The organism is Chitinophaga sancti (genome assembly GCF_034087045.1).
GTDB lineage: Bacteria > Bacteroidota > Bacteroidia > Chitinophagales > Chitinophagaceae > Chitinophaga > Chitinophaga sancti_B.
Genome location: NZ_CP139247.1, coordinates 6,274,966 through 6,301,263, shown reverse-complemented (window position 1 = coordinate 6,301,263; position 26,298 = coordinate 6,274,966). Strand labels below are relative to the sequence as shown.

The following is a 26,298-nucleotide window of genomic DNA, read 5'->3' as shown; positions in this document are numbered from 1 at the left end:
TTTTATGCTTCCACGTTTAAATATTAGAGGACGTAAGATCTGGATGCTGTCCGCATTACTCCTTATCGGCATCGTGTTCAGCTTCTGTCATATAAAGATCTCTAAAGTTACCATCCCTGCGTCCGCCAAGGTAGGTGATGTTGTTCCCATCCAACTGGACATTGATGAATCCTGCAACTCCGGTGGTAGTGATCGCCTCATTCTCGGCGTACTGATGCCCAAAGGCTGGAAAGGTACGCAGAACATGACGGCGACCTACAAGAGCAGCAAGGGCGATGGCTCCTTTACCATGGTTCCACTCACCACCCTTGCTGCTCACGGAGATGGCAAGAACTGGCCTGATTATATGAGAGCTACCTTCGGCATTGCCGGGAACCTCATTGATGATATGGAATGGGTCGTTATGCAAAGTGATAATCCATTTACCTATGCAAATGGCGATAAGATCACCGGCTCTATTTATATCAACCTGAAAGTAGGCGCAGATGATAATCCTACGGTTGTAAAACTGGCCTATGTAGTAGCAAATACGACCAACGGTTTTACCTCCGATACCTACTTCGATGAAGGCTATGGTCCCACCGCAGAATATTACAACCAGTACATAGGCGATTGCTTTACGGTGACTGGTGGCAGCGGCGACCTGGTTGACTTCTGTAATCCACAACTCACCACTGTCTCTCCACCAAAGTCGCTGGACAACGATCTCGTTACCATTACATTCGACTCCAATGTAATTGAGACGGAACTTTCTGGTAGTGACGAAGTATACCTCTGTGCAACAGGTACGACCAGTGATGGGCAAACCATCACAATCTGTGAACAGACTTCCAGAACACTGATGAAAGGGGTAGGTAGCGGCCGCTATGAAATTACCCTCTGGCCCCGGTCATTCTTCGGTGTGAGCGATAGCCAGACCGTTACTAACATGACTTACTACATCACAGATAAGACCGGCACCAAACAGGTGGGATATGGTAACACCACTGCTCCTTTCACTTACAAATTTAAATGTGGATGATTATGCGCTACATATTTTGCCTGATCTGCCTGTTTGCATTCACGCAACAAAAGATCTTTGCCCAGGACGCAAAGAAGTCCGGCATCAATGGCACTGTTGTCAATGAATTCAGCGAACCAATGGCCGGCGTAAAGGTCATGGTAAAAGATGCAAAGAAGGAAATATTCACAGATGCTAACGGAGAGTTTCACCTGGATACACCTCCCGGTACTGTGTTAGTGTTTTTGTGGAAGGACTATTATACCCGTGAATTGAATGCCTCCGCTGAAATGACGGTACAGCTCACTGATGCATTCCTGAAATCTCCAAACCAGGTTGATATGCTGTATGAAAGAGTAGACCGCTCCAAAGTATTGGGTGCCGTGTCTACCATCTATACAAAACAATTGATCACTACACCTGCTTCTTTATATGTATACGCATTTCCCGGCCAATTGTCTGGTGTGTATACCAAACAAAACAGTGGCTTCACTTCTTTCAATGTGAGTGAAATTTCTTCTTCCGCCATCATCGGACAAACACTGGTAAATGCATCTTCTAATAACAATCGCTCTACAGATAACTCTGAGATTAGCCTGAGTGTGAGAGGACAAACACCCGTGACCGTGATTGATGGGGTACAAAGAGAAATTTCTTCTATCGATCCGGAATCTATTGAATCGATCTCTATGCTGAAAGATGGGTTGTCTACCTTATTATTAGGTAATAACAGTTCCCGCCCGGTTATGTTGGTGACGACGAGGAGAGGGGAAATGGGCCGCCCGCATATCACATTCACGGTACAAACAGGCATGCAGCAGTCATTAGGTTTACCCAAACCATTACCTGCCTACCAATATGCTTACCTGCTGAATGAAACTCTGATGAATGATGGAAAACCTGCCCTGTACAGTGCTGAAGATTTTGCTGCGTATAAAAATCATACAGACCCTTATGGTCATCCTGATATCAACTGGTTCAAGACCCTCCTGAAAGATTATACACCTATCTCCAACTACAAACTGAATGTGAATGGTGGTACAAATGTGGCCCGCTATTCTGTATCCCTCAGTTATTTTGACCAGGAAGGGATCTTCAAAACCAGTCCGGATGTATCGTATAGTACGAACAATAGCCTGAAGCGTTATGTCATCAACTCCGACATCGGTGTGCAGGTGAACCAGAACCTGAATGTGGACCTTCAGTTATTCGGTCGTGTGCAGAACACCCGCGAACCAGGTAATGATTACAATGGCTTGTTGAATGCACTGTTTTCAACGCCTAATAATGCGTATCCTATTTACAACCGCAATGGCTCCTTTGGTGGTAACAACATCGGTGGTAATGGTGGTCCTTACAGCAATAACCTGTTGTCAAGAGCACAATATTCAGGCTATACACAAAACAATACCAATGACATTCTCGCAAATTTAGACCTGAACTACAACCTGAACAGTGTGCTGAAAGGGTTGACATTCAAAATTAAAGGTAACCTGGCATACCAGTCAATCACCGCACTGGACAGAAGTTTACAGAATCCATCTTATGGTTATATAGATAGTGCCTATGTGATTTATGGTACCACTACTTCACAAAGCAATGCATTCCGAACTGTATTTACTTCCCGTCAGTCATATGCACAGGGAAGCCTGAACTATAACAGGAGCTTCGAAAAGAGCAATGTTGATGCACAGCTGATGTACGACCGCAAGTCCGTCGTAGCGAACTATGACCTGGCATCAACTACCACCAATGCAGGAGGTAGGGTAGGGTATGACTACAATAAGAAATACTTTGTAAATGCAACCCTGATAGGTAGTGGCAATAACCGGTACCCTGAAGGCAAACGATGGGGCCTCTTCTACGGTGCCGGTTTGGGATGGGAGATAGGCAATGAGGATTTCATCAAAGAAAACCTTCCCTGGATCAGTGGTTGGAAATGGAGAGCTACTTATGCCAGAACAGGCAATGCAAATATTGATCTGAACGCTTCTTTATATTACGCATATTCTCAAACCTACAATTCCAATAACAATGGTAAGAACTACCAGGTAGGTACCGGCTACACCACTGTTTATTATCAGTACGAAGGTTCGCTGGCCAATCCTTATATCACCTGGGAAAAAGCGAACAAGTTCGATGTAGGTACAGACATCTCTTTCTTCCGGAATCATTTACAACTCACGGCCGATTACTACCATGATGTATATTCAGATATACTGGGATATCGTGGTAATTCTATTGCCTTGCTGGGTACCGGTTATCCTTTGGAGAACATTGGTAAGAACCAGTACCATGGTATTGAGTTGTCACTGACTTACAACAACCATCTGGGCAACTTCAACTACTTCGTGACTACAAACGGAAATCTTGCTTATTCCAAAATCATCTACAACGATGAACTGGCTACTCCTCATGCCTGGAACAGAAGAACAGGATTACCGGTATCAGGCACTTTCTATGGTTATACATCCCTTGGACTTTACCAGAATGCAGAAGATGCCGCCAGTAGTGCTCACATAGCTGGCTACACTCCGCAACCCGGCGATATTAAATACAAAGACCTGAATGGAGATGGTGTGATCGATGCCTTTGACCAGTCTACCATCGGAGGTACCAAACCACTGGCATTCTTCGGGGTTACACTGGGTGGTAACTACAAAGGATTCAACTTTAGTTTCGTCATCCAGGGTGTAGGCAACAGGCAGATCAGTGCATTGAATAATGCCGTAGACCACTTTGGTATGGACTATAACACGACCAACGGTCAGGTATATGAAAATGCGACGGGTCGCTGGACACCGGAAACTGCAGGCGAAGCGACCTTGTCAAGACTGGCTGTATCCGCTACGAACAACAATACCCTTTTCTCTACTTTCTACCTGAAGAATGGCAACTATGTAAGACTGAAAAACGCGGAGATCGGATATTCACTGCCATACAGCCTGTTAAAGAGGATCCACATATCCGGTCTGAAAATATTCGTGGATGGCGAAAACCTATTTACCATCGCTGGCTTTAAGGGCATGGACCCGGAGGTACAACCATATAGCTATCCCATTCAAAGGGTCGTAAGCACAGGTGTTAGTATTAAGTTATAAAAGAGACTGAGCCATGAAAAATTATATTCATAAAATACTACTGCTCGCTGCCCTCATCAGTGGTTGCAAAAAGTACGAGCAGTTTCCGGTAGATAAAGTGACAGGCAATTATGTCTTTGATCCGCTGGATTCTGCGGGTGTGAATGCACAATCTTACCTATATGGTATATATGCCATCGTGAAGAGTGGACATAACCGCGTAGGCGGTGATTACCTGGATGCAGCGAGTGATGATGCGGTGTCTTCACAGACAGGCAGCAATATTCCTGTAACGCTGCTTACTACAAATGCAGTCACATCGTTCAACTTCCCGGGGTCTGAAAATTACTGGGAAGGTACCAACCTCTCACAGGCTCCTTCCAGCTCTGGTGTGCCGGATGCTTTCTGGGCAGGGGTGCGCAATGCAAATATCTTTATCAATGGTATCGGTGTGGTACCTGTAAAAGGTGGTTTGTCCAACGGCACCACTACTGCCCAGATATGGAGAAGTGAAGCGCGTTTTCTCCGTGCCTATTTCTACTTCGAACTGGTAAGACGTTATGGCGGTGTACCATTGCTGGGTGATAAAGTCTACAACATCGAAGATAATCTTGAGATACCACGTAACACATTTGCAGATTGTATCACTTATATCGTCAATGAATGTGATGCGATCAAAGATAGCCTGATCTCTGCACCTGTATCAGATGGTGATAACTACAGAGCTACAAAAGGTGCAGCACTGGCACTGAAGGCAAAAACCTTGTTGCTGGCTGCGAGCCCGCTGTTTAATGGTGGTAATATAGAGAGTGGGAATGCCCTGACAGGTTATACAGATTATGATGTAAACCGATGGACACTGGCAGCACAGGCGGCAAAAGATGTGATGAACCTGGGTGTGTATTCCCTCTTACCTTCATTCACACATATCTTCCTCGATCAGAATAATAGTGAAAGGATTTTTATACGTCCGGGGAATAACTCTACCGGTATCGAAACCCGGAATGGCCCTGTAGGTTTTCAGGCTGGTGGTACGGGCAATACCAGTCCTACCCAGGAGTTGGTCAATGCTTTTCCTATGCAGAATGGTTTACCTATTACAAACCCTGCTTCCGGTTATCTCGCTGCTGATCCTTATAGTTTACTAAATGATGTAAAACGTGATCCACGATTTAATGCAACCATTTTTTACAATGGCGCTACCTGGTTGAGCAGCACAGTAGATACTTATGAAGGTGGTAAGAGTAAACCGAATTCTTCTCAGCAACAGACAGAGAGTGGTTACTATATGCGCAAATTTATGGGTGACTTTGAAGCAGCCACCACTTATAGCAATCATTCGTCCGACTGGATTGTGATGCGCTATGCAGAAATTCTACTGGGGTATGCAGAAGCACGTAACGAAGCAGAGTACGCACCACAGTCAGATGTATATGAGCAATTGTACGCCATCAGGTCAAGAGCTGGTATTGCAGCAGGTGATGATGGTAACTATGGTCTTACACCAAATATGACACAGGCAGAGATGAGGGCCGTGATACAGAATGAATGGAGAATTGAGTTCGCTTTTGAGGAGCACCGTTATTTCGATATCCGTCGCTGGAAGATAGCAGGTACTGTGATGGGCCAGCCACGTACAGGTATATTCATTGTAAAGAACGGCGCTTCCAATACCTATAGTACAGTGAATATACTGACCACGGTATTCAAAGACAACCAATACCTGTATCCCATCCCTTACAATGAAGTGGCGAAGAACCCGGCTATGAAACAAAACCCGGGATGGTAAGCTACTCAATTCCTAAAAATTACAAACAATCAGATATGCGGAAAATAATACTGCTGATTTGTATAATATCTTTACTCCCCGGCGTGCTACTGGCGCAGCACCGGGTGATTACCGGCGCTGTGCGTGATATTCAGGGGCCGCTGCCTGGTGTAACGGTGGCTGAGAAAGGGGTACCTACGAATGGGATGATCACTGATGCAGCGGGTAAATTCAAACTGACTTTAAAAGGATCTTCCAATATTCTCGTGTTCCGTTATCTCGGTTTTGTGACAAGAGAACTGAATGTGGCAGGCAAGAATGATGGAATAGATGTCACACTGGCTTCGGATAACCAGGCATTGGATGAGGTAGTGGTAGTAGGTTATGGTAAGACAACCCGTATCACCAGTACAGGCTCTGTCAACACCATCAATGCGGCTGAAATCAGGAACGTACCTACTGCTAATGTGCAGAATGCACTGTCTGGCAGATTACCGGGTTTCTTCTCTCAACAGTCATCTGGTCAGCCGGGTAAAGATGCGTCTGACTTTTATATCCGTGGTGTGAGTTCACTGAACCCTGCTGGTAATAAACCTTTGATCATCGTGGATGATGTGGAATATACCTATGATCAGTTGCAACAGATCAACGTAAATGAAATTGCCTCTATCTCCGTATTGAAAGATGCCAGCACTACTGCCATCTATGGTATTAAAGGCGCAAATGGGGTACTGGTAGTGACTACCCGTCGGGGTAAACTGGGTAAACCGCAGATCAACGTACGTGTGGAAGGTGGTACACAAACACCGACAAAGATTCCCAAGTTCCTGGATGCATATGAGTCTGCACGCCTTATCAACCAGGCAGATGCGAATGATGGACTGACGGCAGAGTTCACACAGGCAGACCTGGATGCATATAAAAATCATACCGATCCTTATGGACATCCGGATGTAAACTGGTACGATGCGATCTTCAAACAATTCAGTTTTCAGCAGAATACCAACCTGGATATCTCAGGAGGTAATGAAACAGTAAAGTACTTCATCTCAGGTGGTGCCATGAACCAGAATGGACTGGTACGTACTTTCCCTGATCCACGTGGTACAGTGAATACCAACTACAATTTCAAGAGATACAATTTCAGGTCTAACCTGGATCTGAGAGCAAATAAGACACTGACGATGCGACTGGATGTGACCACGCGTTTTTCAACAACGAATTCACCGAACCTGTCAGCAAACAGTGCATTGTCTGAAGTATTTGACTTTAGTAAATTAACGCCGTTCACAGCACCCTTCCTGAATCCTGATGGCTCCTATGCATATGCTTATTCCCGTTTCAATACAGGACATTTACCAACCTTAAATGCACGACTGGCCACAGGTGGTTATCAGAATGCAAAGAGAACGGATTACAATATCGTATTCAATGCTACCCAGCAACTGAATAAAATTACCGATGGTTTGTCCATCAGTGCCCGTATCGCCTATTCCAGCCAGGAGCAGTATACAAGAGGAACGGGTAACTTTGGTTCCATTCCTTCTTATCATTACGATCCTACTGATAAGTCTTATACCCTGAATCCTGCAGGTACGTATGTATTCTCCAATATTTACTATTCAGGGAATACCAATATCTATACAAATAATGTGAACCTGCAATTCTTTTCCAATTATGACCGCACCTTCAATCAAAAGCATCACGTAACTGGTTTGTTATTATTAAACCAGCAGTCACAAACCTATGATGCCTATGATAACCTGGATGCAGCTTCAGTAGGTGTGCCTGCAAAGTTTCAGGGTGTTTCCGGTTCAGCCAACTATGAATATGATGGCAAATACCTCGTGGATCTGAAAGCAGCATACAATGGTACAGATAGGTTTGCAGCAAGTCATCGCTTCGGTTTATTCCCGGCGATTGGTCTGGGTTATAACCTGTCTGGCGAAAAGTTCTTCAAAGAAGCATTCCCTGTATTCGGTCTCTTCAAGATCCGTGGTTCCTATGGGATCGTAGGCTCTGATGTGGCGCCCAATAACAGGTATATCTATGCCCAGAACTATATCCAGAATGGCAGTACGTATCCGTTCGGTGAATCTCCTTCCAACTATACCATGTTCTACGAAGGGAACCTCGCCAACAGCAATGTAGTTTGGGAGAAGCAAAAGGAAACTAACCTGGCGATTGATATCAATATGCTGAAGAATAACAAGCTTTCTGCTACCATCGAGGTGTTCAGGAATATTCGTTATGATCAGCTGATCGTGCCGAACAATGTACCTGATATCATTGGTGTGGGATTGCCTGCAGTGAACATTGGTCGTACACAGAACCAGGGTTTTGACGGTCAGATCGGGTATCATAGCAGTATTGGCAATGTACAGTGGGGCGCGAATTTCGTCTTCTCTTATGCAAAGAATAAGATCCTGTATCAGAGTGAAGCATCACCTGCTTATCCATGGTTATCACATACAGGGAAACCTTTGAATCAGCCATTCGGTTATCACTCATTGGGGTATTATACACAGGAGGATATTGATCATGTAAATGTCTACATGGCATCCAATGGTGGCAGTAATGCGGGAAACAAGACTGTAGCGGTACCAGACAATGGTTTGCCATTGCATGCGGGTGATTTGAAATACCAGGATCTGAACGGAGATGGTTTTATCAATGTGTTTGACCAGCGTGCCATCGGGCATCCAAACCTGCCTAATACGAATCTGGGTATGAACCTGCAGGCCAGTTACAAAGGTTTTAGTCTGAGTGTATTGTTACAGGGTTCTTTCAACTACAGTTTTATCATTACTGGCACAGGTATAGAACCTTTCATTGGTCAGTTCCAGCCGGTACATATGGAAGCCTGGACACCTGAGACTGCTGGCAGTGCAAAGTATCCAAGACTGACTACGAACAAATCATCTGTAAATAGTCCTACCTATTATCCATCTGATTACTGGTTAGTGAATGCACATTATATCCGTTTGAAGACAGTGGATCTGGGGTATCAGTTTCCTACGAAGATGCTGCCTTTTCACCTGAACAGTGCAAGGGTGTACATGAGTGCTTACAACCTGTTTACCTGGGATAACTATCGTAAATACCAGCAGGATCCTGAGATCAGTACGAATACTGCGGGTGATGCTTATATTAACCAGCGGGTGGTGAACTTAGGAGTACAATTAAGTCTGTAAGCATATGTTTCCTACTATCGGAGATTTGATCAGCTATCTATTCCAGATTACGGTGAAGGTCAACCTTCAGACATTTGGTACATGTATGGCCCTGGCATTTGCCGGGGCCTACGTGGCGTTTGTAGCAGAGTTTAAGCGGAAAGAAAATGACGGCACAATAAGAGGTATGCTGGTCAGTTCCGCCAGTAAGCCGGTGGAGGTGATAGTCAATGCGGGTATAGGGTTTCTGATAGGGTATAAGGTGGTGGCGATTGTATTGGCTTTACTTGAGCACCAGGATCCTGTATCATTACTTTTCTCTTTGAGGGGCAACTGGATAGCAGGCTGTTTGCTGGCACTCGTATGGGGCATATGGGCCTATTATAGTTATAAAATAACAGTCTCCCAATTCATACACCCTTACCAGCTCATGTCATACATCGTATTCATGGTGGCGGTATTTGGGTTTATTGGCGCCAAGCTCTTTGATGCTGTAGAACATTTTCAGGAGCTCCTGTATAACCCCATACAGGTATTATTTTCACGAAGTGGCTTTACCTATTATGGAGGCCTCATATTTGGCGCATTGACTTATCTGTACATTGGCTACCGGCATAAGATCAAACTGATCCATATGGCAGATATCGGCTCTCCGGGAATGATGCTGGCATATGGGATCGGGCGAATAGGTTGTCAGTTGTCAGGTGATGGAGATTGGGGAATTGTGAACAGGCATGTAAAACCCGACTGGATACCGCAATGGGCATGGGCCTATACCTACCCACACAATGCAATTGATGCAGGGGTATTTAAAAATGGCTATTATGAATTGCCACTTGGTGTATACCCAACTCCTTTGTATGAAGCGGTATCGTGTATCCTGCTATTCATGGGTATGTGGATGGTGAGGAAAAGATTGCGGGTGCCGGGGGCAATGTTTTTTTTATATTTATTATTGAACGGAATCGAGCGCTATTACATAGAAATAGTACGTATTACGCCGAAATATACCTTATTTCAGTTGAGTCAGGCGCAGATAATTGCACTACTTTTTATGGCTGGAGGGGTCGCCGGATTTGTTTGGTTAACGGGTAGATATTATTTTTCACCTACAAAACAAATTCCATAGTTATGAAGAGACTGCTTTTTACACTTTCAGGTCTGGTACTGCTAGCAAACTTACAGGCCCAATATAAGGTAGAAGAGGCGCCGGAGTGGTCTGCACTTTTCATCAGGAATAACGGCTGGTTTGGCGGAGATGGTATTTATTCCATTCCCTTCAATGGGGTGGAAAACCGTCAGTCAGACAGTTTACTTTTTATCTTTAGTGATTCCATGATTGGTAAGATAGAAAATGATTCATTACAACCCGGATCCCGCATGATTCACAATAGTGTGGCTACCTGGAATGGGCATGAGATGATATTCTCCTGGCCTGAGAATGAGCAACACGAAGCCATCTCCGTATTTGAACCCGGCACCCCGCTCACTGAGAAGAATGATTATTATTGGCTGGGCGATGGTTTTGTAAACCAGGAACAGGATAATACCCTTTATATATTTGGTTATCGTATCCGCAACGTATCACAGGAAGCATTTGGTTTCAGGGAAGTAGGTAATACACTGATTAAGATCTCCAAGGGCACAACACCTCCATTTACAAAGTACGAGCAGATGGATACACCATTCTTTTTTACAGATAAATCGGGGCAGATCGGCTCTTATGGAGCAGGTATCTATGTCAATACAAAGAAAGCGGGTGCGCCAGCACCGGATGGCTATGTATACATCTATGGTGTACATGGTATGGAAAAGGGAATGGTCGTAGCGAGGGTAAAGCCTGCAGAATTTGATCACTTTGATCAATGGCGTTTTTATAATGGCAAGACATGGGTGAAGGAAATGAATAAGGCCGTTGATGTAACAAATAAAGTATCCAATGAACTCAGTGTATCGCCGTTGCCAGATGGTAAATACGCGCTTATTTTCCAGGAAGGCGGTTTAAGTACAACCATTGGTATGCGGGTAGGTACTACGCCTATTGGTCCTTTTGGCCCTGTGATCAAATTATGGGATTGCAGTAAGGATGCGGAAGAAAAAACCTATGTGATGTACAATGCCAAGGCGCATCCGGGCATCTCTGCACCGGGTGAACTATTGATCAGTTATAATGTGAATTCAATAGAATTCTTTAACGACCTGCAAAAACATCCACATTTATATCGTCCACGGTTTCTCAGACTTAAACTAACTCATTGATGAAGCAATTATTATTAGCCTTGTTACAGTGCATTGTAGTTATGCATGGCATGAGCCAGGTGAACTATGTAAATACAAGGCAGGGAACCAATAGCAAGTATGAATTTTCTTATGGTAATACCTATCCGGCTACAGCGTTACCTTTTGGCATGAATACGTGGACCCCGCAAACAGGTAAGAATGGAGATGGCTGGAAGTACCAGTATTTTGTACATACGATCAGGGGTTTTCAGCAATCACACCAGTGTAGCTCATGGGTAAATGACTATGCGGTGTTTTCGCTGTTCCCTGAGTCAGAACTGGTAGTGAATGAGGATGAACGTGCCGCCTCTTTTAAACATGAAAATGAAATCGCACAACCCGGTTATTATAAAGTCACTTTTGACAATGGTATAAAAACGGAATTCTCTCCGACAGAAAGAGGGGCGCATTTTCGTTTTTCATTTCCTTCTAAGAAATCTATAATTCTATTGGATGGGTATACCAAAATGAGCCAGGTGAAGATAGATCCTTCGGCTCGTAAGATTACTGGTTATGTCAATAATGCCAGATGGGCGCCACAGAACTTCCGTAATTATTTTGAGATCACATTTGACAAGCCTTTTAAGGCGTATGGTACATGGCAGCATAATAAAATAAATGCAAATAATTCTGAAGGAGAAGGCGAAGGTATGGGTGCATACATCGACTTTGGCAATGCAAAACAAGTAGAAGCAAAGGTAGCTTCTTCTTATATCAGTCCAGAGCAGGCAACACTGACATTACAGCGTGAGTTGGGGACTTTCAAAAAATTAGAAGATACCCATACTGCTGCCGATAAAGTTTGGAATGCTCTCTTATCCAGGATGAAAGTAGAAGGAGGTACAGCAGAACAAAAGGCAACTTTCTATTCCTGTCTCTACCACGCCAATCTCTTCTCACATCAGTTCTTCGAATATGACAAAGAGGGCAATCCATACTACTTCAGTCCTTACGATGGAAAGATCCATGCCGGGTATATGTATACAGATAATGGTTTTTGGGATACCTTCAGGGGCCAATTTCCTTTGAATACAATTATGCATCCAACCATGGAAGGCCGTTATATGCAGGCATTGCTGGATGCACAGGAGCAATGTGGCTGGTTCCCTGCCTGGTCATTTCCGGGCGAAACAGGAGGAATGCTGGGCAATCATGCCATATCTCTATTGACAGATGCCTGGGCAAAAGGTATCCGCACCTTTGATCCACAAAAAGCCCTGAAAGCATACTTCCACGAGGCAACCAACAAAGGTCCATGGGGTAGTGCGAATGGCAGACCCGGTTCCAAGGAGTATTATGAAATGGGGTATTGCCCTTATTCAGAAAAGACATTAGGGGCCACTTCCTGGACGTTGGAATTCGCCTATGATGACTTCTGTGGTTACCAGCTGGCAAAGATGACGAACCAGCCATTCTATGAGCAAGTGTTTAGTCGCCAGATGTATAATTACAAAAACCTGTATGATCCTGCTACTGGTTTCATGCGTGCAAAAGATGCAGAAGGAAATTGGGTAATGCCGTTCGATCCTTTGGACTGGGGTGGTCCATATACAGAAGGGAATGCTTGGCACTGGACATGGTCAGTATTCCATGATGTGCAGGGATTGATCAACCTGATGCACGGGGAGCAACAGTTTACGAATAAGATCGATTCCGTATTCAGCATACCGGGTACTATCAAAGTTGGAGGGTATGGTCAGGTGATCCATGAAATGACGGAGATGGCCGAATTCAACATGGGGCAGTATGCGCAGGGGAATGAACCAATCCACCACCTGGTTTATTTATATAACTACGCCGGGCAGCCCTGGAAAACCCAGTGGCATGTAAGACAGATCATGCAGAATATGTACAATGCTACTGAGAATGGCTACCCCGGAGATGAAGATCAGGGGCAGATGTCAAGCTGGTATGTGCTGAGTGCTGCAGGGTTTTATAGTGTATGTCCCGGAACAGATCAGTATGTGATTGGGAGTCCTTTGTTTCCAAAGATGACGATCACCCTTGAGAATAACAAACAGTTCATAGTAGAAGCGGAAAATAATAGTCCCCGGAATGTATATATCCAGTCAGCGACTTTGAATGGAGTGCCTTATGAACATAATTATATCACGCATAATGCAATTATGAATGGAGGGGTGTTGCACCTTGTAATGGGACCAGAGCCAAATAAACAAAGAGGAGTAAAGCCAGCAGACAGGCCATTTTCGCTTACTGCTGCCGGTGGTTGGGCACTAGGTCCATTCGTGCGTCCTGCGGGTGTAAATCCTTTAATAAGCCCTGATTCTACAACGAGTTTCCGCGACCCTATGACGGGGGAACTGGTAGGTTGGGAATCCAATGATACATTCAATCCTGCCGCCGTATTAAAGGATGGCAAGGTTTGTATTTTGTACAGAGCAGAAGACCGCTCTGGCAAGGGCATTGGTATGCGCACCTCACGTGTTGGTCTGGCCACCAGTGAAGACGGGCTTTTGATTAAAACCCGCTCTAAAGAACCTGTTTTGTTCCCTGACAATGACAACGCAAAAGAATTTGAATGGAAAGGTGGTTGTGAAGATCCCCGCGTAGCAGTGACAAAAGAGGGTACCTACCTTGTATTGTATACAGAATGGAACAATAAAGTGCCGCGTTTAGGAGCTGCACTATCCAAAGACCTGGTTCACTGGGAGAAAAAAGGTCCGGTATTCAAAGGGGCCTTCCGGGATATTGCATCCAAATCTGCTTCCATCCTTACTGAGGTAAATAATGGGCAACTGGTCATTTCCAAAGTAAATGGCAAATACTGGATGTATTGGGGAGAGCATCATGTATATGCCGCTACGTCTGATAACGGCTATGAATGGACGCCGCTCACAACACCAGATGGTAAGCTAAAAGAGTTAATGTCACCAAGAAAAGGGTATTTCGATAGTGACCTCACCGAATGTGGTCCTCCGGCAGTTAAAACCGAACAGGGGATCGTCTTGTTATATAACGGAAAGAACAATGCAGCTAACGGTGATAAGCGCTATACCGCCAATACCTATGCTGCAGGACAGGCATTATTTGATAGCGAACATCCTGACCAGCTTTTAGACAGGTTGGATCAGCCTTTCCTTATCCCGCAGGAAGCTTTTGAAAAAAGCGGCCAGTATCCTGCGGGTACTGTTTTTATAGAAGGACTTGTGTTATTCAATAATAAATGGTTCCTTTATTACGGCTGTGCAGATTCTAGAGTCGCTGTCGCGGTCGCCGGTAAAAAGGAATAATAATGAGCGTTCGACCAAATTTCACGGAAAGAAAATACCTGACTATCTTTTTATTTGTGACCTCCCTGTTTTTATGCTGGGGAGTAGCACTCACACTGGGAGATGTATTGAACCGGCATTTTCAGCATGTCTTACATATTTCAAAGTCAAGATCCGGGTTGGTACAGTTATCCCTTTTTGGAGCGTATGCAGTGATGGGAATACCGGCAGGTATATTCATGAAGCGGTTTGGTTATAAACGTGGTATCTTATTAGGTCTGTTATTATATGCCTCGGGTGCGTTTTTGTTTATCCCCGCGGCAGAAGCAGTTTCTTTTAATTTTTTCCGGTTGGCGTTGTTTGTGCTGGCCTGTGGACTGGCTACTTTGGAAACAGTCGCGCATCCGTTGATCGCATCTTTGGGAGATCAGCGTACCAGTGATCAGCGTATCAATTTTGCCCAATCTTTCAATGGGCTGGGAGGGGTGATTGGTCCTGCGCTGGGTAGTTATATCATCCTGAAAGAATCAAATGATTTACTGGCTGTGCGGGATTTATACATGGTGATAGGAGGGGTGATCGCTACGCTGGCAGTGGTTTTTTTATTTATTCGCATTCCAAAATTGCAATATGCAACGCATGAAGACCTGGGTGAAGCAAAGCCCCTGATCCGACAGCAACACTTCGTATTTGCGGCTATCGCGCAGTTTTTCAATACAGCAGCACAGGGAGGTACCTGGGCATATTTTATCAATTATGGGCATGATGTGATGGGGTTGAGTGATGAAAAGGCAGGGTATTTTTTCTCATTGAGTATGATCCTGCTGATGATAGGTCGCTTTGTGGGTACGGGTTTGATGCGTATCATTACCCCTTATAAGCTGTTGGCGCTATTTGCAGGTATGAATATCGTGATGTGTGTGATAGTCGCGCAGCAGTGGGGATGGGTTTCGTTTGTAGCGTTGTTAATGATCAATTTCTTTTTCAGCATTATGTTCCCGACTATCTTTAGCCTGGGGTTGAAAAATCTGGGAAAGCACACGCAGCAGGCCTCTTCTTTCATCGTGATGGGCGTGGTCGGAGGTGGGATTTTTCCACCTTTGATGGGGTTGATCGCCAACCACAACGTGGCTGCGGCGTATTATCTGCCTATCATTTGTTATATCGTGATTTTATTATTCGGTTATAATTATCCAAGGCTGGCTAAAAAATAATCTATTTTTGATCTTAAATAACCACTTGTGAAGAAATTAAGAATCAAGGATATTGCTGATGGCCTGAATATTTCCAAAACAGCAGTTTCTTTTATCCTGAATGGAAAGGCGGAGGAGAAGCGGATCAGTGAGGAACTGGTGGAGCGGGTAGAGAAATATATACAGGAGGTAGGGTATCGGCCAAGTCCTATTGCCCGTGGGTTGAGAACGGGAAAATCTCATATTATTGGTTTGATGGTGGAGAGCATCTCTGACCCATTCTTTGCGACTATTGCCCGTTTGATAGAGAATGAGGCGTATAAGGAAGGGTATAGGATTATCTACTGCAGTACAGATAATGATACGGAGAAGACGAAAGAGCTGATCAATGTATTGAAGGATAGAAGCGTAGATGGGTATATTATTTCTCCGCCTCCGGGAGTGGAGAAGGAAGTAAATGAACTGATCAAAGCAGGAATGCCGGTGGTGATGTTCGATCGTTACTTACCAAAAGTAAAGACGGATTATGTAGTCATCGACAATGAGCCGAGTGCGGAGAATGCTACAAACTACCTGATTAAACAGGGGTATAGCAATATTGGCTTTATTACCTTTTCCTCTTCGCTTACGCAGATGAAGGGGCGATTGAAGGGCTATAGGAATGCATTGAAAAATGAAGGCTTAAAACCCTATGTACTGGAAATCGATTTTACGCCTGAAGAGAAAGTCATGGTGCAAACCATACGCGATTTCCTGGTGGCCAATCCTAAGCTGGATGCGATTTTATTCGGCGCGATACAGGCGGGTTCCTGTGGCTTGAAAGCTATGACACAGTTGAAATTGAAGGTACCCGAAGATCTGGCGGTGATCTCTTTTGATGATCATGACATTTTTGAATTGTTTGCTACACCGGTAACGGCTATAGCACAACCGATAGAAAAGATAGCGCATAAAGTGATTGGGTTATTGCTTGACAGGCTTGATCCGGAGAAGGTTTCAGCGGAACCACGAGAGGTGGTTTTGAAAACGAAGATGAAGGTGAGAGGATCTTCGGTAGTAAAAAATTCAAAAAAATATTTGGGGAGTAAATAGAAACTATTATCTTCGCGTCCCGTTTGAGAGAAAATGGGAACAGATTCCGTAGCTCAGTTGGTAGAGCAATACACTTTTAATGTATGGGTCTTGGGTTCGAGTCCCAACGGGATCACAAAGAAAAGCCGGTTCGATAGAACCGGCTTTTCTTTTTTATTATATAGACTATTTTTGTACCGGTTTTTCTCCATATAGCATTTTATCCTTGCAAAGGGGTGGCAACAATGCCGCCTGGCAGTGACTTCACCTATCTACGTCCTGGGTAAGTAAATTAACACAATGCTTTTAAATTTAAACGGAAGACGGCCGAAATGGTAGTCTGCATAATAAATATTTTTAATTTTAATGGCCGCAAACTGGCATGCAATAGCCTGGGGACTGACCGTGGACAGGAATTCTGGTTTGGGAATGCTTTACATTTGGATCGGAACAATTAATAACAAAATGCTGAAGTTTTTCTTTCTGGGACTATCACTTTGTCTTTGCCTGAATTCGCAGGCGCAAGAAAATAAACCTGGTCAAATAAAGTTTGGGCTGGAATTGGATTTCCTTCCCTATGCTACGGGGGGCTATTTTGGAGGAGCATGGATTGGAAAAGATGTCTGGAGACTAAGAGCGTTGACCGCTTTTGTAAAAAAGCCTGACTGGTCAACAGAAAAGGATTTTTCCAATCACCAGGTGCATGCTTATGCACTGCTGGTAGACCGTTTTCTGAATAAGGACTGGAAGGGTTGGTGGATCGGAGCCGGCCCCGTTTTCTGGAATAGTACTATTCAAACAGATGCAAAGGTGCAAACGGCGAAATTTAATAACTTTCTGTTGAACGGGAGCTTAGGGTATAATTTTACATTGTATAAGCATTTGTACCTGTCTCCATGGGGAAGTTTAAGTCTTCGGATAGCAGGGGATAAAAACGTAGCGGTGGATAATAAGCGTTTTACATTGCCAATAATAAATCCGGAAGCTTCTTTAAAGGTGGGGTATTATTTTTAAGGTGACTTCTTTCATCTCCTGGTAAAATACGCGCTGAAACTTGTAACCATTCAACAAAGCTTGCTCCTGTTATAGATTACATGATTGAATGGGTAGCTGCACATCGCGGGCAGCTGTTGCATCAGGGTTAGCGACCATTTTGAATCAGTTCTATCAGATTGCCTTCTAAATTTTTGACATAAGCATATATATCGCCCTTCTTAACTGCGGGTGATATCGGAATGATCTGTAATGCCCCATTGTTTATCAGCTCATTGAAAACGGTATGCAGGTCTTTTACAATGAGCGCCATGTGACCATAACCCTGAACGGAGGCCGCATTTAATGGGTCAGTAAAGCGATGCTCCCGCGTGGAGTTTTTCAGTTCAATCAGCTCAACTTTAAAGCCGTTAGGCGCTTGCAACAGAACAGTTTTGAAAACCAGGTTTCGGGATATACAGCGTGCCATTCCTGCGATCACTACACGTGTATTGTCTAAGGAACTCAAAGACCTGAAGCAAATCAGCTCATTATAAGAACTGTCTATGATGATTCGCCGGTTCTTGTTGAATATACACTGGCGGCATATAGTGAAAGTTTGAAACCTGTTGTTAATGGTTAGATATACCCTTTAATAGATTTTTGCTGATCTCTATCATTTACCAATTGAAAAATGATTGGAATTTTTATTTGAAATACAGTTCTATTTTTTTATTTTGCCTCAAATTATACACCGGGGGGTGTGATTAGGTACTTGTTTATTATTTTTAACCCAATAACTATGGAGTTATATCTTCTTTATTTAGCATTTTGTTTGTAACAATACATAAAAATCGGGAATCGCAATAGTCTCTAAGAGCAAATCTATTTTTGGGTAGCAAAACCTAATGAGAACTTTCTCTATACTTATAATATCAACGATGAAATACATTCCTTTTAAGCAAGGTCGGTATCTATGTACTGTTCTGCTGCTATTGCTTGCAGGTAAGCTTTGGGCGCAGGAACAGAGCGACCTTAACCCAACCGTTTTTAATGTTGCCCCTCCGGCGCCGAATGCCGCCTCTCTGGGAAAATACGGAGATGTCCCTGTGAATTTGTTCAATGGATTGCCTTCGATATCAATTCCTTTGGGGAAGATTAGTATTGGAAATGAATTTAATACTGAATTGAGCCTTTCTTACCATGCAGGTGGAAATAGGGTAAATGATATTGCATCGAATGTAGGGTTGGGATGGGCATTGAATGCGGGTGGTGTTATTTCGCGTACGGTGAGGGGACTGCCTGATGAGACAGGAGTGGGATATGTGAATGGTAGTGGAGGAAGGAGAATTATAATCACAGCCTCCGGAGATATGGAGAGTGCTGATAATTATCAGACGTTCAATTTATCCGCGACTAATCAGCTTGATACGCAGCCCGATGAGTTTAATTATAATGTAGGAGGCATCAGCGGTAAATTTGTAGTTGATACTAATCAACAGATTGTGTTATTACCTTACAGGGATATAAAGATTACCTGGATGCCGCTCATTGATGGCAATATGTACTTTACAATGGTGACCCCTGATGGTACGCAGTATATTTTTGGCAGCACTGATTGGACAATATCAGTTTCCTCCTGCGGAGGTTCTGATGAAACCTATCCATCTTCCTGGTACCTCACACAGATCATTCTGCCTAAAAGTAAGCGGACGATTGACTTTACCTATGAATTAGATAAGGGATTATCGGCACCATCAGTTACACAAACCGAAACCAGTTCTCCTTCCGTGCTAGTCTCTGGTGTTTCTATTCAGGGTTGTCCCGGTGCTACGCCTACGCTTTCTACCTGCTACAACAACCGTGTCTGCCAACAGCAGACTTTGAAAACTATTACTTTTCCTGGAGGCAAAGTCACTTTCAATTATAATACAGTAAGGACGGATGTTACTAATTCCAGTAGTGATCCTTTTTATGCATTGAGTGATATCACCTATTCTTCAGGATTTAATAATGTATATACAGATCTGAATAAGTACCTGTTTACTTATACCACACCTGTAAGGTTAATGTTGACAAAGGTGAGTCAGGCAGATGTTAATAATAATGTGATTGGGTCTTATACACTTAGTTATAATAGTACGCATTTACCGGCTATCAATTCCTTTTCACAGGACCACTGGGGGTATTATAATGGAGCAAAAAATTACTCCCTGTTACCTTCTGATAGTGTTACCTCTGGCGGCGATAGGGAACCTAATTTTACCTACACAAAGGCAGATATATTAGAGAGTATAACTTATCCGACAGGCGGCAATACTACCTTTACTTATGAGAGTAATACTTATAGTCATTACAGCAATTCGATAGAGGTGAATGATGCTGTTTATCAGATACTGACAGCATCAAAGTCAGTGACGACGGGTGTGAATGGGAATACGACTTATCCTGATTATAAGATAGACAGTATTATAGTGAATATACCTTACTTCCAGTATATAAAAGCTATTGTAACCCGTACCTCATCCTTAGGTAATATTAATTCTCTTATCCTCCGGAACATGCAGACTGGTGCAACTTCGAATATAGGAAGTGGTACCCAGTATATACCTGTTGATTCAGGGGAGTATCATATTGTGATGATGACAGAGCATTCCGAGCCAACGGCTTCTTACGAAAAAGTAACTGTTGATCTGACATACAAGGCAATTACAGCTACGACCGCGATTGCAACGGGAGGTGGGCTTCGATTGAAGGCTATGACAACTTATGATGGTATCAATCATGCTAATGATATCATTAAGAGCTATACTTACAACCTATCTGGAAACACATCTATGTCATCAGGTTATCTGACCAATAAACCGGTGTATAAATATAGAATGACTGTATGGAAACCAGCCCCTGGTGCTAACACTAATAACGGTGCGTATGAGGAGTTGGCTTGTGATATGACTTACAGGACTTCTGCTGCTAATAATGAAATAGAAACCAGCGGTGGTGGTGTGGTTTACAAAGAGGTATTGGAAACAGATAATCAGAATGGGAGTATCAGATATGTGTATGCCTTAGGTAATAATTCTTCAGGTTTGAATAGCTATCCCTTTGGTCCATCTACGAATGTAGACCCTGAAAAGGGCATGCTAAAGGCACAGTATACTTATGATAACACAGGGAAATTGTTGACAAAGCAGGAGAATATATATACTACTTTCCTGAAGGGAAATGTTCAGGCGTGGAAGGCCGCCTATAGGGAGAAATGGACTTATTATGTAGGATATCCCTGGGAGCATTTTAGTTCTAATTATTATAGTTATCGTAGTGATGGAGCTCTGCTTAGCAAAACGACAACGACGGAATATGCCGGAACGGATTCCCTGGTGAGCGTAGTAGATACTTACTATGATAACATGGATCATATACAACCTACGCGTGTACATACGACGAATTCAAAGGGGGATGATGTGTGGACGTATACGAAGTATCCGACTGATTATACTATTCCTGCTGGTACATTGAGTGCTGGGTTGGCGGCCATTAAGACAATGCAGGATAGTAGTATACATAATTTAGTGATTGAGCAGTATATGCAGCAGATAAAAAGTGGCGTGACGACTACTTTAGGTGGGAAGTTTATAAAGTATAAGACAGTGCCGGCGATGGCAGGGATACAGGTGCAGATAGACACGGCATTTACATTGAAGCGAACAACAGCACAGGCGTCTTTTACTCCGGCTTATATCAGCAGCGGAAATATTATTAAGGATGTGAATTACGATGCGAAAATTAGTTTTAGCAGGTATGATAGTGTTGGAAATATAATTGAGCAAAATAAGGTGAATGATGTTACAGAGGCATATATATGGGGATATAATAATTGTTATCCTGTAGCGAAGATTACGGGTACTACATATGCAAGTGCGATTGCACAGGTAAGTACCAGTGTCATCAGAAATCCTTCGGGTGATGATGTGCTGAGGACAGAATTGAAGAAGTTGAGGACCGGCCTGACCAATGTGCTTGTGAGCAGTTACACATTTAAACCCCTGATAGGTGTTACCAGTGAAACCGACCCTGCTGGCAGAACGTCATATTATGAATATGATCTGTTTGGAAGGTTGATCGTAATTAAAGATCAGAATGGTAAAATCCTCAAGCAGATGAATTATCAATTTGCACAACCTATCACCCAATAACCCGATTACTTATGAAAAAAATATTCATTGGGGTGGCTTTGCTGATAGGTCATGCATTGTATGCCCAAAATATACCAGTGGCCACTTCCACAAGACCAACTGCAACCCCGGTCGCTGTACCGGCTGCGTATTCATCAGGTATAATTAATTATGTACGTACCTGGACTCCTTCCATGCCGACTTCAGATACGGCGGTTGTTAGTGCTTCTTCGCGTACAGTGATGGAAGTAAAGATGAGTACGGAATATCTTGATGGATTGGGCCGGACTATACAGACGGTATCAAAGGGAACCAGTCCTGCAGGAAAGGATATCGTACAGCCACAACTATATGACCCATATGGCAGAGAACAATATCAGTATCTTCCTTACGCACAGCAAAGTGGTAATACAAGTGATGGTAGCTTTAAAACAGATCCATTCAATAGTCAAAAGACTTTTTATCAAAGCAGCACACTGAACTCCGGAATCGTTGGAGAAAGTATTTATTACAGTCAAAATACTTATGAAGCGTCTCCATTAAGCAGGATATTGAAGGTGGCAGCTCCAGGAAATAGCTGGGCCGCTAACCCGGTTCAGAAACAATATCTGCTCAACAGTGCCAGTGATGAGGTTAGAATCTGGAATTTTACTACAGGTTTGCCTGTCAGTGGCGGAATTTATACGCATGGAACATTGCATAAAAATGTTGACATTGATGAAAATGGTCAGCAGACAGTTGTATTTACTGATAAAAGCAATCGTGTAATACTTGTCAAAAAATTGATCTCATCGGTATATGGCTCTCATGAAGGGTGGCTTTGTACCTATTACATTTATGATGACCTGGGCCGCCTTGTATTTGTAATGCCTCCGCTTGCTACCAATGCGGTTATAGCCAATAGCTGGGCTGTTACTGCTAGTATAGCGAATGAGTTATGTTTTCAATATCAGTTTGACGACCGTGACCGGATAGTGGTTAAAAGAATACCGGGAGCAGGTGCTGTCTATATAGTATATGATGTGCGTGACAGAGTAGTCTTTACCCAGGATTCAGTGCAACGGGCTACATCGCCCCAGGAGTGGCTTGGTAATTTTTATGATAATCTGAACCGTGTTTCCATGACTGCCATCTATAAGGCAACTACCACAAGGGAAGCATTGCAGGCCAGTTTGAATACTTCGGTAACTGGTAGTCAGAGCATATCTTATAGTTTCCCTATTCAGTCAGATCTGGTATTAAATAGTTATGACGGAATAACAACATCTTATACAGCAAGCAATAGCATAACAATCATTCCTGGTTTTGAATCCACGGGTGGAGTTGAAATTACGGCAGAAATCACCACTGGTAGTGCTGGTACGACCACCGTTGCAGCGACCAATGCGTTGCCATCAGTTAGTGCCAGTAGTCTGACTCCATTAACATATAATTATTATGATAATTATAGTTATACCGGTGCATTGGGCTATGTATCAGCAGATGTTTCCAAGCCTCAGGGAGGTTCAAATCCGTATTCAGAAGCGTTACCTTCCAGTCCCAGTTCATTGACGCAAGGATTGACAACAGGAGCTAAAGTGAGGGTACTGGGTACTGATCAATGGCTGACAGCAACGATATATTATGATGATAAAGGGAGAACAATACAAACAATAGGAGAAAATCAAACCGGGGGAAAAGATATTAGTACAAGCCTGTTTGATTTTAATGGGAAAGTTCTCAGCACGTATCTTCGTCATTCGAATTCGAGGAGTTCACTGACCCCACAAACTACACTGTTAACGATGAATTCATATGATGCAGGAGGAAGGTTGCTAAGCGTGATCAAGCGTATAAACGACGTTACGACCCTGGATCAGACTATTGCAGCTAATACGTATGATGAACTTGGACTATTACAGCGTAAAAGGCTCAATGTGACAGGTACTTCTACCCAGTTGGACACAATTACTTATACCTATAATATTCGCGGTTGGTTGCAGGGCATCAATAAAGCATATGTAAATACGACCAGTACTACTAATTATTTTGGAGAGGAATTGAGTTATGATTATGGGTTTACCCGTAATCAGTACAATGGTAATATAGCTGGTGTAAAGTGGAAGGGAGCGAATGATGGTGTGGCCAGGGCATTCGGGTATTCTTATGATCTAAATAACCGTTTAACAGCTGCTGATTTCCAGCAGAATACTTCAGGTGCGTGGGCTAATACGACAATAGATTTTTCTGTTAGCAATCTTACATATGATGCGAACGGGAATATTGGATCAATGAAGCAGCAGGGTTTGATAGGGGCCACAATTAGTGCTATAGACAGATTGAAATATACTTACCAGTCAGGAAGTAATAAGCTGCTGTCAGTTACAGATACCAGTAATACGATTTCAGCTAAATTAGGAGATTTCAATGATGGTTCAAATTCAGCTACAGTTAATGATTATGCTTATGATGGCAATGGTAACCAGATCAGTGACTTGAATAAGGGAATCACCGCGATTAGTTATAACTATTTATCACATCCTGAAAAGATCTCAATTCCAGGAAAAGGAATGATTACATATCTATATGATGCGGTTGGGACTAAGTTAAAGAAAACAGTCGTTGATAGTACTGTTTCACCAGTTAAAATAACTGTAAGTGATTACATTGGAGGATTTTTATACCAACAGGATACTTTGCAGCATATAGCTCATGAGGAAGGACGGATCCGTCCGGTATATGATTCAGGTAAGGCGATTCAATACACTTATGATTATTTTGAGAAAGATCACCTGGGAAATATACGGGTAGTACTGGGCACTCAGCGTGATACGGCTATTTACGCTGCAACGATGGAGACAGCGGCCAGTGGTAAAGAAAATGCTTTATTCAGCAATATCGATAACACCCGTACAGCAATTACAAGTATTTCAAATGGTTATCCAACTGATAATACTACCAGTCCGAATGATTATGTAGCGAAATTAAGTGCCACTGGTCAAAAGATAGGTCCGTCACTTGTATTGCGGGTAATGGCAGGTGATACAATCCGGATTGGTACTACGGTTGCATATAATAGTACCGCAGCTAATACAAGTAATTCAACTGCAGAACAATTAGCTGCCGCGATATTACAGGCATTTACCGGTACAGGTGTGAGTGATGGTGTACATGCTGGTATAGGTGCGAATTCCCCTATTCAGTCGCAATTTACAAATGATACTTACAATGCATTGAAGAATAGTGATGCGAATAATAATGCTTCAGATAAGCCGAAGGCATATTTGAATTATGTGATGTTTGATGACCAGTTTAATATGGTGAGTGTGAATAGTGGTATCCGGCAACCTCAGGGCGGTCCGAACGTAATTAATGTCCTGGAGGTGCAATCAATGCGGATAGAAAAGACAGGATTTATTTATATTTATACATTGAATGAGAGTAATGAGCCCGTATATTTTGATAATTTGATTGTAGTGCATAATAAAGGAGCGCTTTTGGAGGAGACGCATTATTATCCATATGGTTTGACAATGGCTGGAATTAGTTCAGCGGCAATTAAGGGAGCAAAATATCCAGAGAACAGGATGAAATATAATGGGAAGGAATTGCAAAGTGATGAGTTTAGTGATGGGAGTGGGTTAGAGTGGTATGATTACGGAGCAAGAATGCATGATCCGCAAATTGGAAGATGGCATACAATAGACCCTAAAGCTGAAAAATTTTATCCCTGGAGTCCTTATGTATATGCACTGGATAATCCTGTTAAGTTTATTGATAAGGATGGAAGAGCACCTGGTGATCCTATTATGGATGCAATTATATTGGGGAAAAAATCTGAGACCTTTAGGAGGTTACTTGATGCCACCAGAATAACAGATAATAATTTTTCAGAAAAAATTTCCCTTACGAAGAATGGGACAGGTACAGATCCGGATCTTCAAAAAATAACCCTACAGGATGGTCAGACTATAGAGAGAAATGTCATAGACCTGGCACACGAATTAACGAATTTAAAGAATGCACCTGAGCAAGGTTCATTGAAATTCGACGCAACAGAAGGGGTAATTACTGCTGAACAATTTGCAGATGGTATGTTGAAAACCGAAAGTGAAGCTATTTATAATCAAATTGTTGTAGCATCTGAACTTAAAATAAAATTGAATAATGAGATGGATACATTTTTGGATGATCTAAATGCCGGGAAAATGACAAAAGATCAGTTAAAAACTAATATCGATAGACTTTTACCAAATGCAATAATTGACGACGGATCTGGAGATAAAAGAAGTACACGTCAAGCTTATATGAAAGATTATGAAGCTATTAGAAAGAAGGATTCAGGAAATAAATCTATGAATAATTAATCTGTAAATT

General features: G+C 43.0%; 13 protein-coding genes, 1 tRNA gene and 1 pseudogene. 14 read left to right on the top strand and 1 reads right to left on the bottom strand.

Features of this window, described 5'->3' with window-relative positions; translation table 11 throughout:
* Window positions 1–4: 4 nt before the first annotated feature.
* The 11 genes from SIO70_RS25470 to SIO70_RS25420 all read left to right on the top strand — a co-directional run bounded on the left by SIO70_RS25470 (window position 5) and on the right by SIO70_RS25420 (window position 17,809).
* A complete protein-coding gene (locus SIO70_RS25470; protein WP_320575531.1) occupies window positions 5–1,021 on the top strand; it encodes a DUF4961 domain-containing protein in 1,017 nt (338 codons plus the stop codon).
* A complete protein-coding gene (locus SIO70_RS25465; RefSeq protein WP_414017879.1) occupies window positions 1,012–4,101 on the top strand; it encodes a SusC/RagA family TonB-linked outer membrane protein in 3,090 nt (1,029 codons plus the stop codon). Before SIO70_RS25470 ends, SIO70_RS25465 begins: the two co-directional genes overlap by 10 nt.
* Before the next feature lie 13 nt (window positions 4,102–4,114).
* Window positions 4,115–5,869: a RagB/SusD family nutrient uptake outer membrane protein gene (locus tag SIO70_RS25460; protein WP_320575527.1), complete on the top strand. Its 1,755-nt coding sequence runs from the start codon at window positions 4,115–4,117 to the stop codon at window positions 5,867–5,869.
* A gap of 35 nt (window positions 5,870–5,904) precedes the next feature.
* Window positions 5,905–9,042: a TonB-dependent receptor gene (locus SIO70_RS25455; protein ID WP_320575525.1), complete on the top strand. Its 3,138-nt coding sequence runs from the start codon at window positions 5,905–5,907 to the stop codon at window positions 9,040–9,042.
* A 4-nt stretch (window positions 9,043–9,046) separates the two neighbouring features.
* A complete protein-coding gene (locus SIO70_RS25450) occupies window positions 9,047–10,150 on the top strand; it encodes a prolipoprotein diacylglyceryl transferase (RefSeq protein WP_320575524.1) in 1,104 nt (367 codons plus the stop codon).
* Window positions 10,151–10,152: 2 nt separating this feature from the next.
* Window positions 10,153–11,280 carry a DUF4185 domain-containing protein gene (locus tag SIO70_RS25445; RefSeq protein ID WP_320575523.1) on the top strand — a complete coding sequence of 376 codons (1,128 nt, stop codon included), beginning with the start codon at window positions 10,153–10,155 and terminating at the stop codon, window positions 11,278–11,280.
* Window positions 11,280–14,552, top strand: a complete 3,273-nt coding sequence (locus SIO70_RS25440; protein WP_320575522.1) for a GH92 family glycosyl hydrolase — start codon at window positions 11,280–11,282, stop codon at window positions 14,550–14,552. Before SIO70_RS25445 ends, SIO70_RS25440 begins: the two co-directional genes overlap by 1 nt.
* Window positions 14,553–14,554: 2 nt before the next feature.
* Window positions 14,555–15,745, top strand: coding sequence for a sugar MFS transporter (locus tag SIO70_RS25435; RefSeq protein ID WP_320575520.1), 1,191 nt, complete (start codon window positions 14,555–14,557; stop codon window positions 15,743–15,745).
* Window positions 15,746–15,772: 27 nt separating this feature from the next.
* Entirely contained in the window at window positions 15,773–16,816 is a 1,044-nt protein-coding gene (locus SIO70_RS25430; RefSeq protein WP_320575518.1) for a LacI family DNA-binding transcriptional regulator, read from the top strand.
* 42 nt (window positions 16,817–16,858) lie between these two features.
* Window positions 16,859–16,931: transfer RNA gene (locus SIO70_RS25425), tRNA-Lys, on the top strand.
* Window positions 16,932–17,260: 329 nt separating this feature from the next.
* A complete protein-coding gene (locus tag SIO70_RS25420; protein WP_320575516.1) occupies window positions 17,261–17,809 on the top strand; it encodes a hypothetical protein in 549 nt (182 codons plus the stop codon).
* 127 nt (window positions 17,810–17,936) lie between these two features.
* On the opposite strand, the gene SIO70_RS25415 is transcribed toward SIO70_RS25420, so the two are convergent.
* On the bottom strand, window positions 17,937–18,212 hold the full coding sequence (locus tag SIO70_RS25415; protein ID WP_320575514.1) for a hypothetical protein: 276 nt from the start codon (window positions 18,210–18,212) through the stop codon (window positions 17,937–17,939).
* Here SIO70_RS25415 and SIO70_RS33505 point away from each other — a divergent pair.
* The 3 genes and pseudogenes from SIO70_RS33505 (at window position 18,160) to SIO70_RS25400 (ending at window position 26,288) form a co-directional block, all read left to right on the top strand.
* Window positions 18,160–18,410, top strand: a pseudogene (locus tag SIO70_RS33505) (winged helix-turn-helix transcriptional regulator). The gene SIO70_RS25415 and the pseudogene SIO70_RS33505 overlap by 53 nt on opposite strands.
* Before the next feature lie 298 nt (window positions 18,411–18,708).
* Entirely contained in the window at window positions 18,709–21,963 is a 3,255-nt protein-coding gene (locus SIO70_RS25405) for a hypothetical protein (protein WP_320575510.1), read from the top strand.
* A gap of 11 nt (window positions 21,964–21,974) precedes the next feature.
* Window positions 21,975–26,288: a DUF6443 domain-containing protein gene (locus SIO70_RS25400; protein WP_320575508.1), complete on the top strand. Its 4,314-nt coding sequence runs from the start codon at window positions 21,975–21,977 to the stop codon at window positions 26,286–26,288.
* The last annotated feature ends 10 nt before the right edge of the window (window positions 26,289–26,298 follow it).

What these genes read in the sequence shown, in the direction of transcription:
- SIO70_RS25465 (WP_414017879.1), top strand. Translation starts at nt 1,012, where the DNA reads ATGTGGATGATTATGCGCTACATATTTTGCCTGATCTGCCTGTTTGCA.
- SIO70_RS25405 (WP_320575510.1), top strand. Translation starts at nt 18,709, where the DNA reads ATGAAATACATTCCTTTTAAGCAAGGTCGGTATCTATGTACTGTTCTG.
- SIO70_RS25460 (WP_320575527.1), top strand. Translation starts at nt 4,115, where the DNA reads ATGAAAAATTATATTCATAAAATACTACTGCTCGCTGCCCTCATCAGT.
- SIO70_RS25400 (WP_320575508.1), top strand. Translation starts at nt 21,975, where the DNA reads ATGAAAAAAATATTCATTGGGGTGGCTTTGCTGATAGGTCATGCATTG.
- SIO70_RS25450 (WP_320575524.1), top strand. Translation starts at nt 9,047, where the DNA reads ATGTTTCCTACTATCGGAGATTTGATCAGCTATCTATTCCAGATTACG.
- SIO70_RS25445 (WP_320575523.1), top strand. Translation starts at nt 10,153, where the DNA reads ATGAAGAGACTGCTTTTTACACTTTCAGGTCTGGTACTGCTAGCAAAC.
- SIO70_RS25455 (WP_320575525.1), top strand. Translation starts at nt 5,905, where the DNA reads ATGCGGAAAATAATACTGCTGATTTGTATAATATCTTTACTCCCCGGC.
- SIO70_RS25470 (WP_320575531.1), top strand. Translation starts at nt 5, where the DNA reads ATGCTTCCACGTTTAAATATTAGAGGACGTAAGATCTGGATGCTGTCC.
- SIO70_RS25435 (WP_320575520.1), top strand. Translation starts at nt 14,555, where the DNA reads ATGAGCGTTCGACCAAATTTCACGGAAAGAAAATACCTGACTATCTTT.
- SIO70_RS25420 (WP_320575516.1), top strand. Translation starts at nt 17,261, where the DNA reads ATGCTGAAGTTTTTCTTTCTGGGACTATCACTTTGTCTTTGCCTGAAT.
- SIO70_RS25440 (WP_320575522.1), top strand. Translation starts at nt 11,280, where the DNA reads ATGAAGCAATTATTATTAGCCTTGTTACAGTGCATTGTAGTTATGCAT.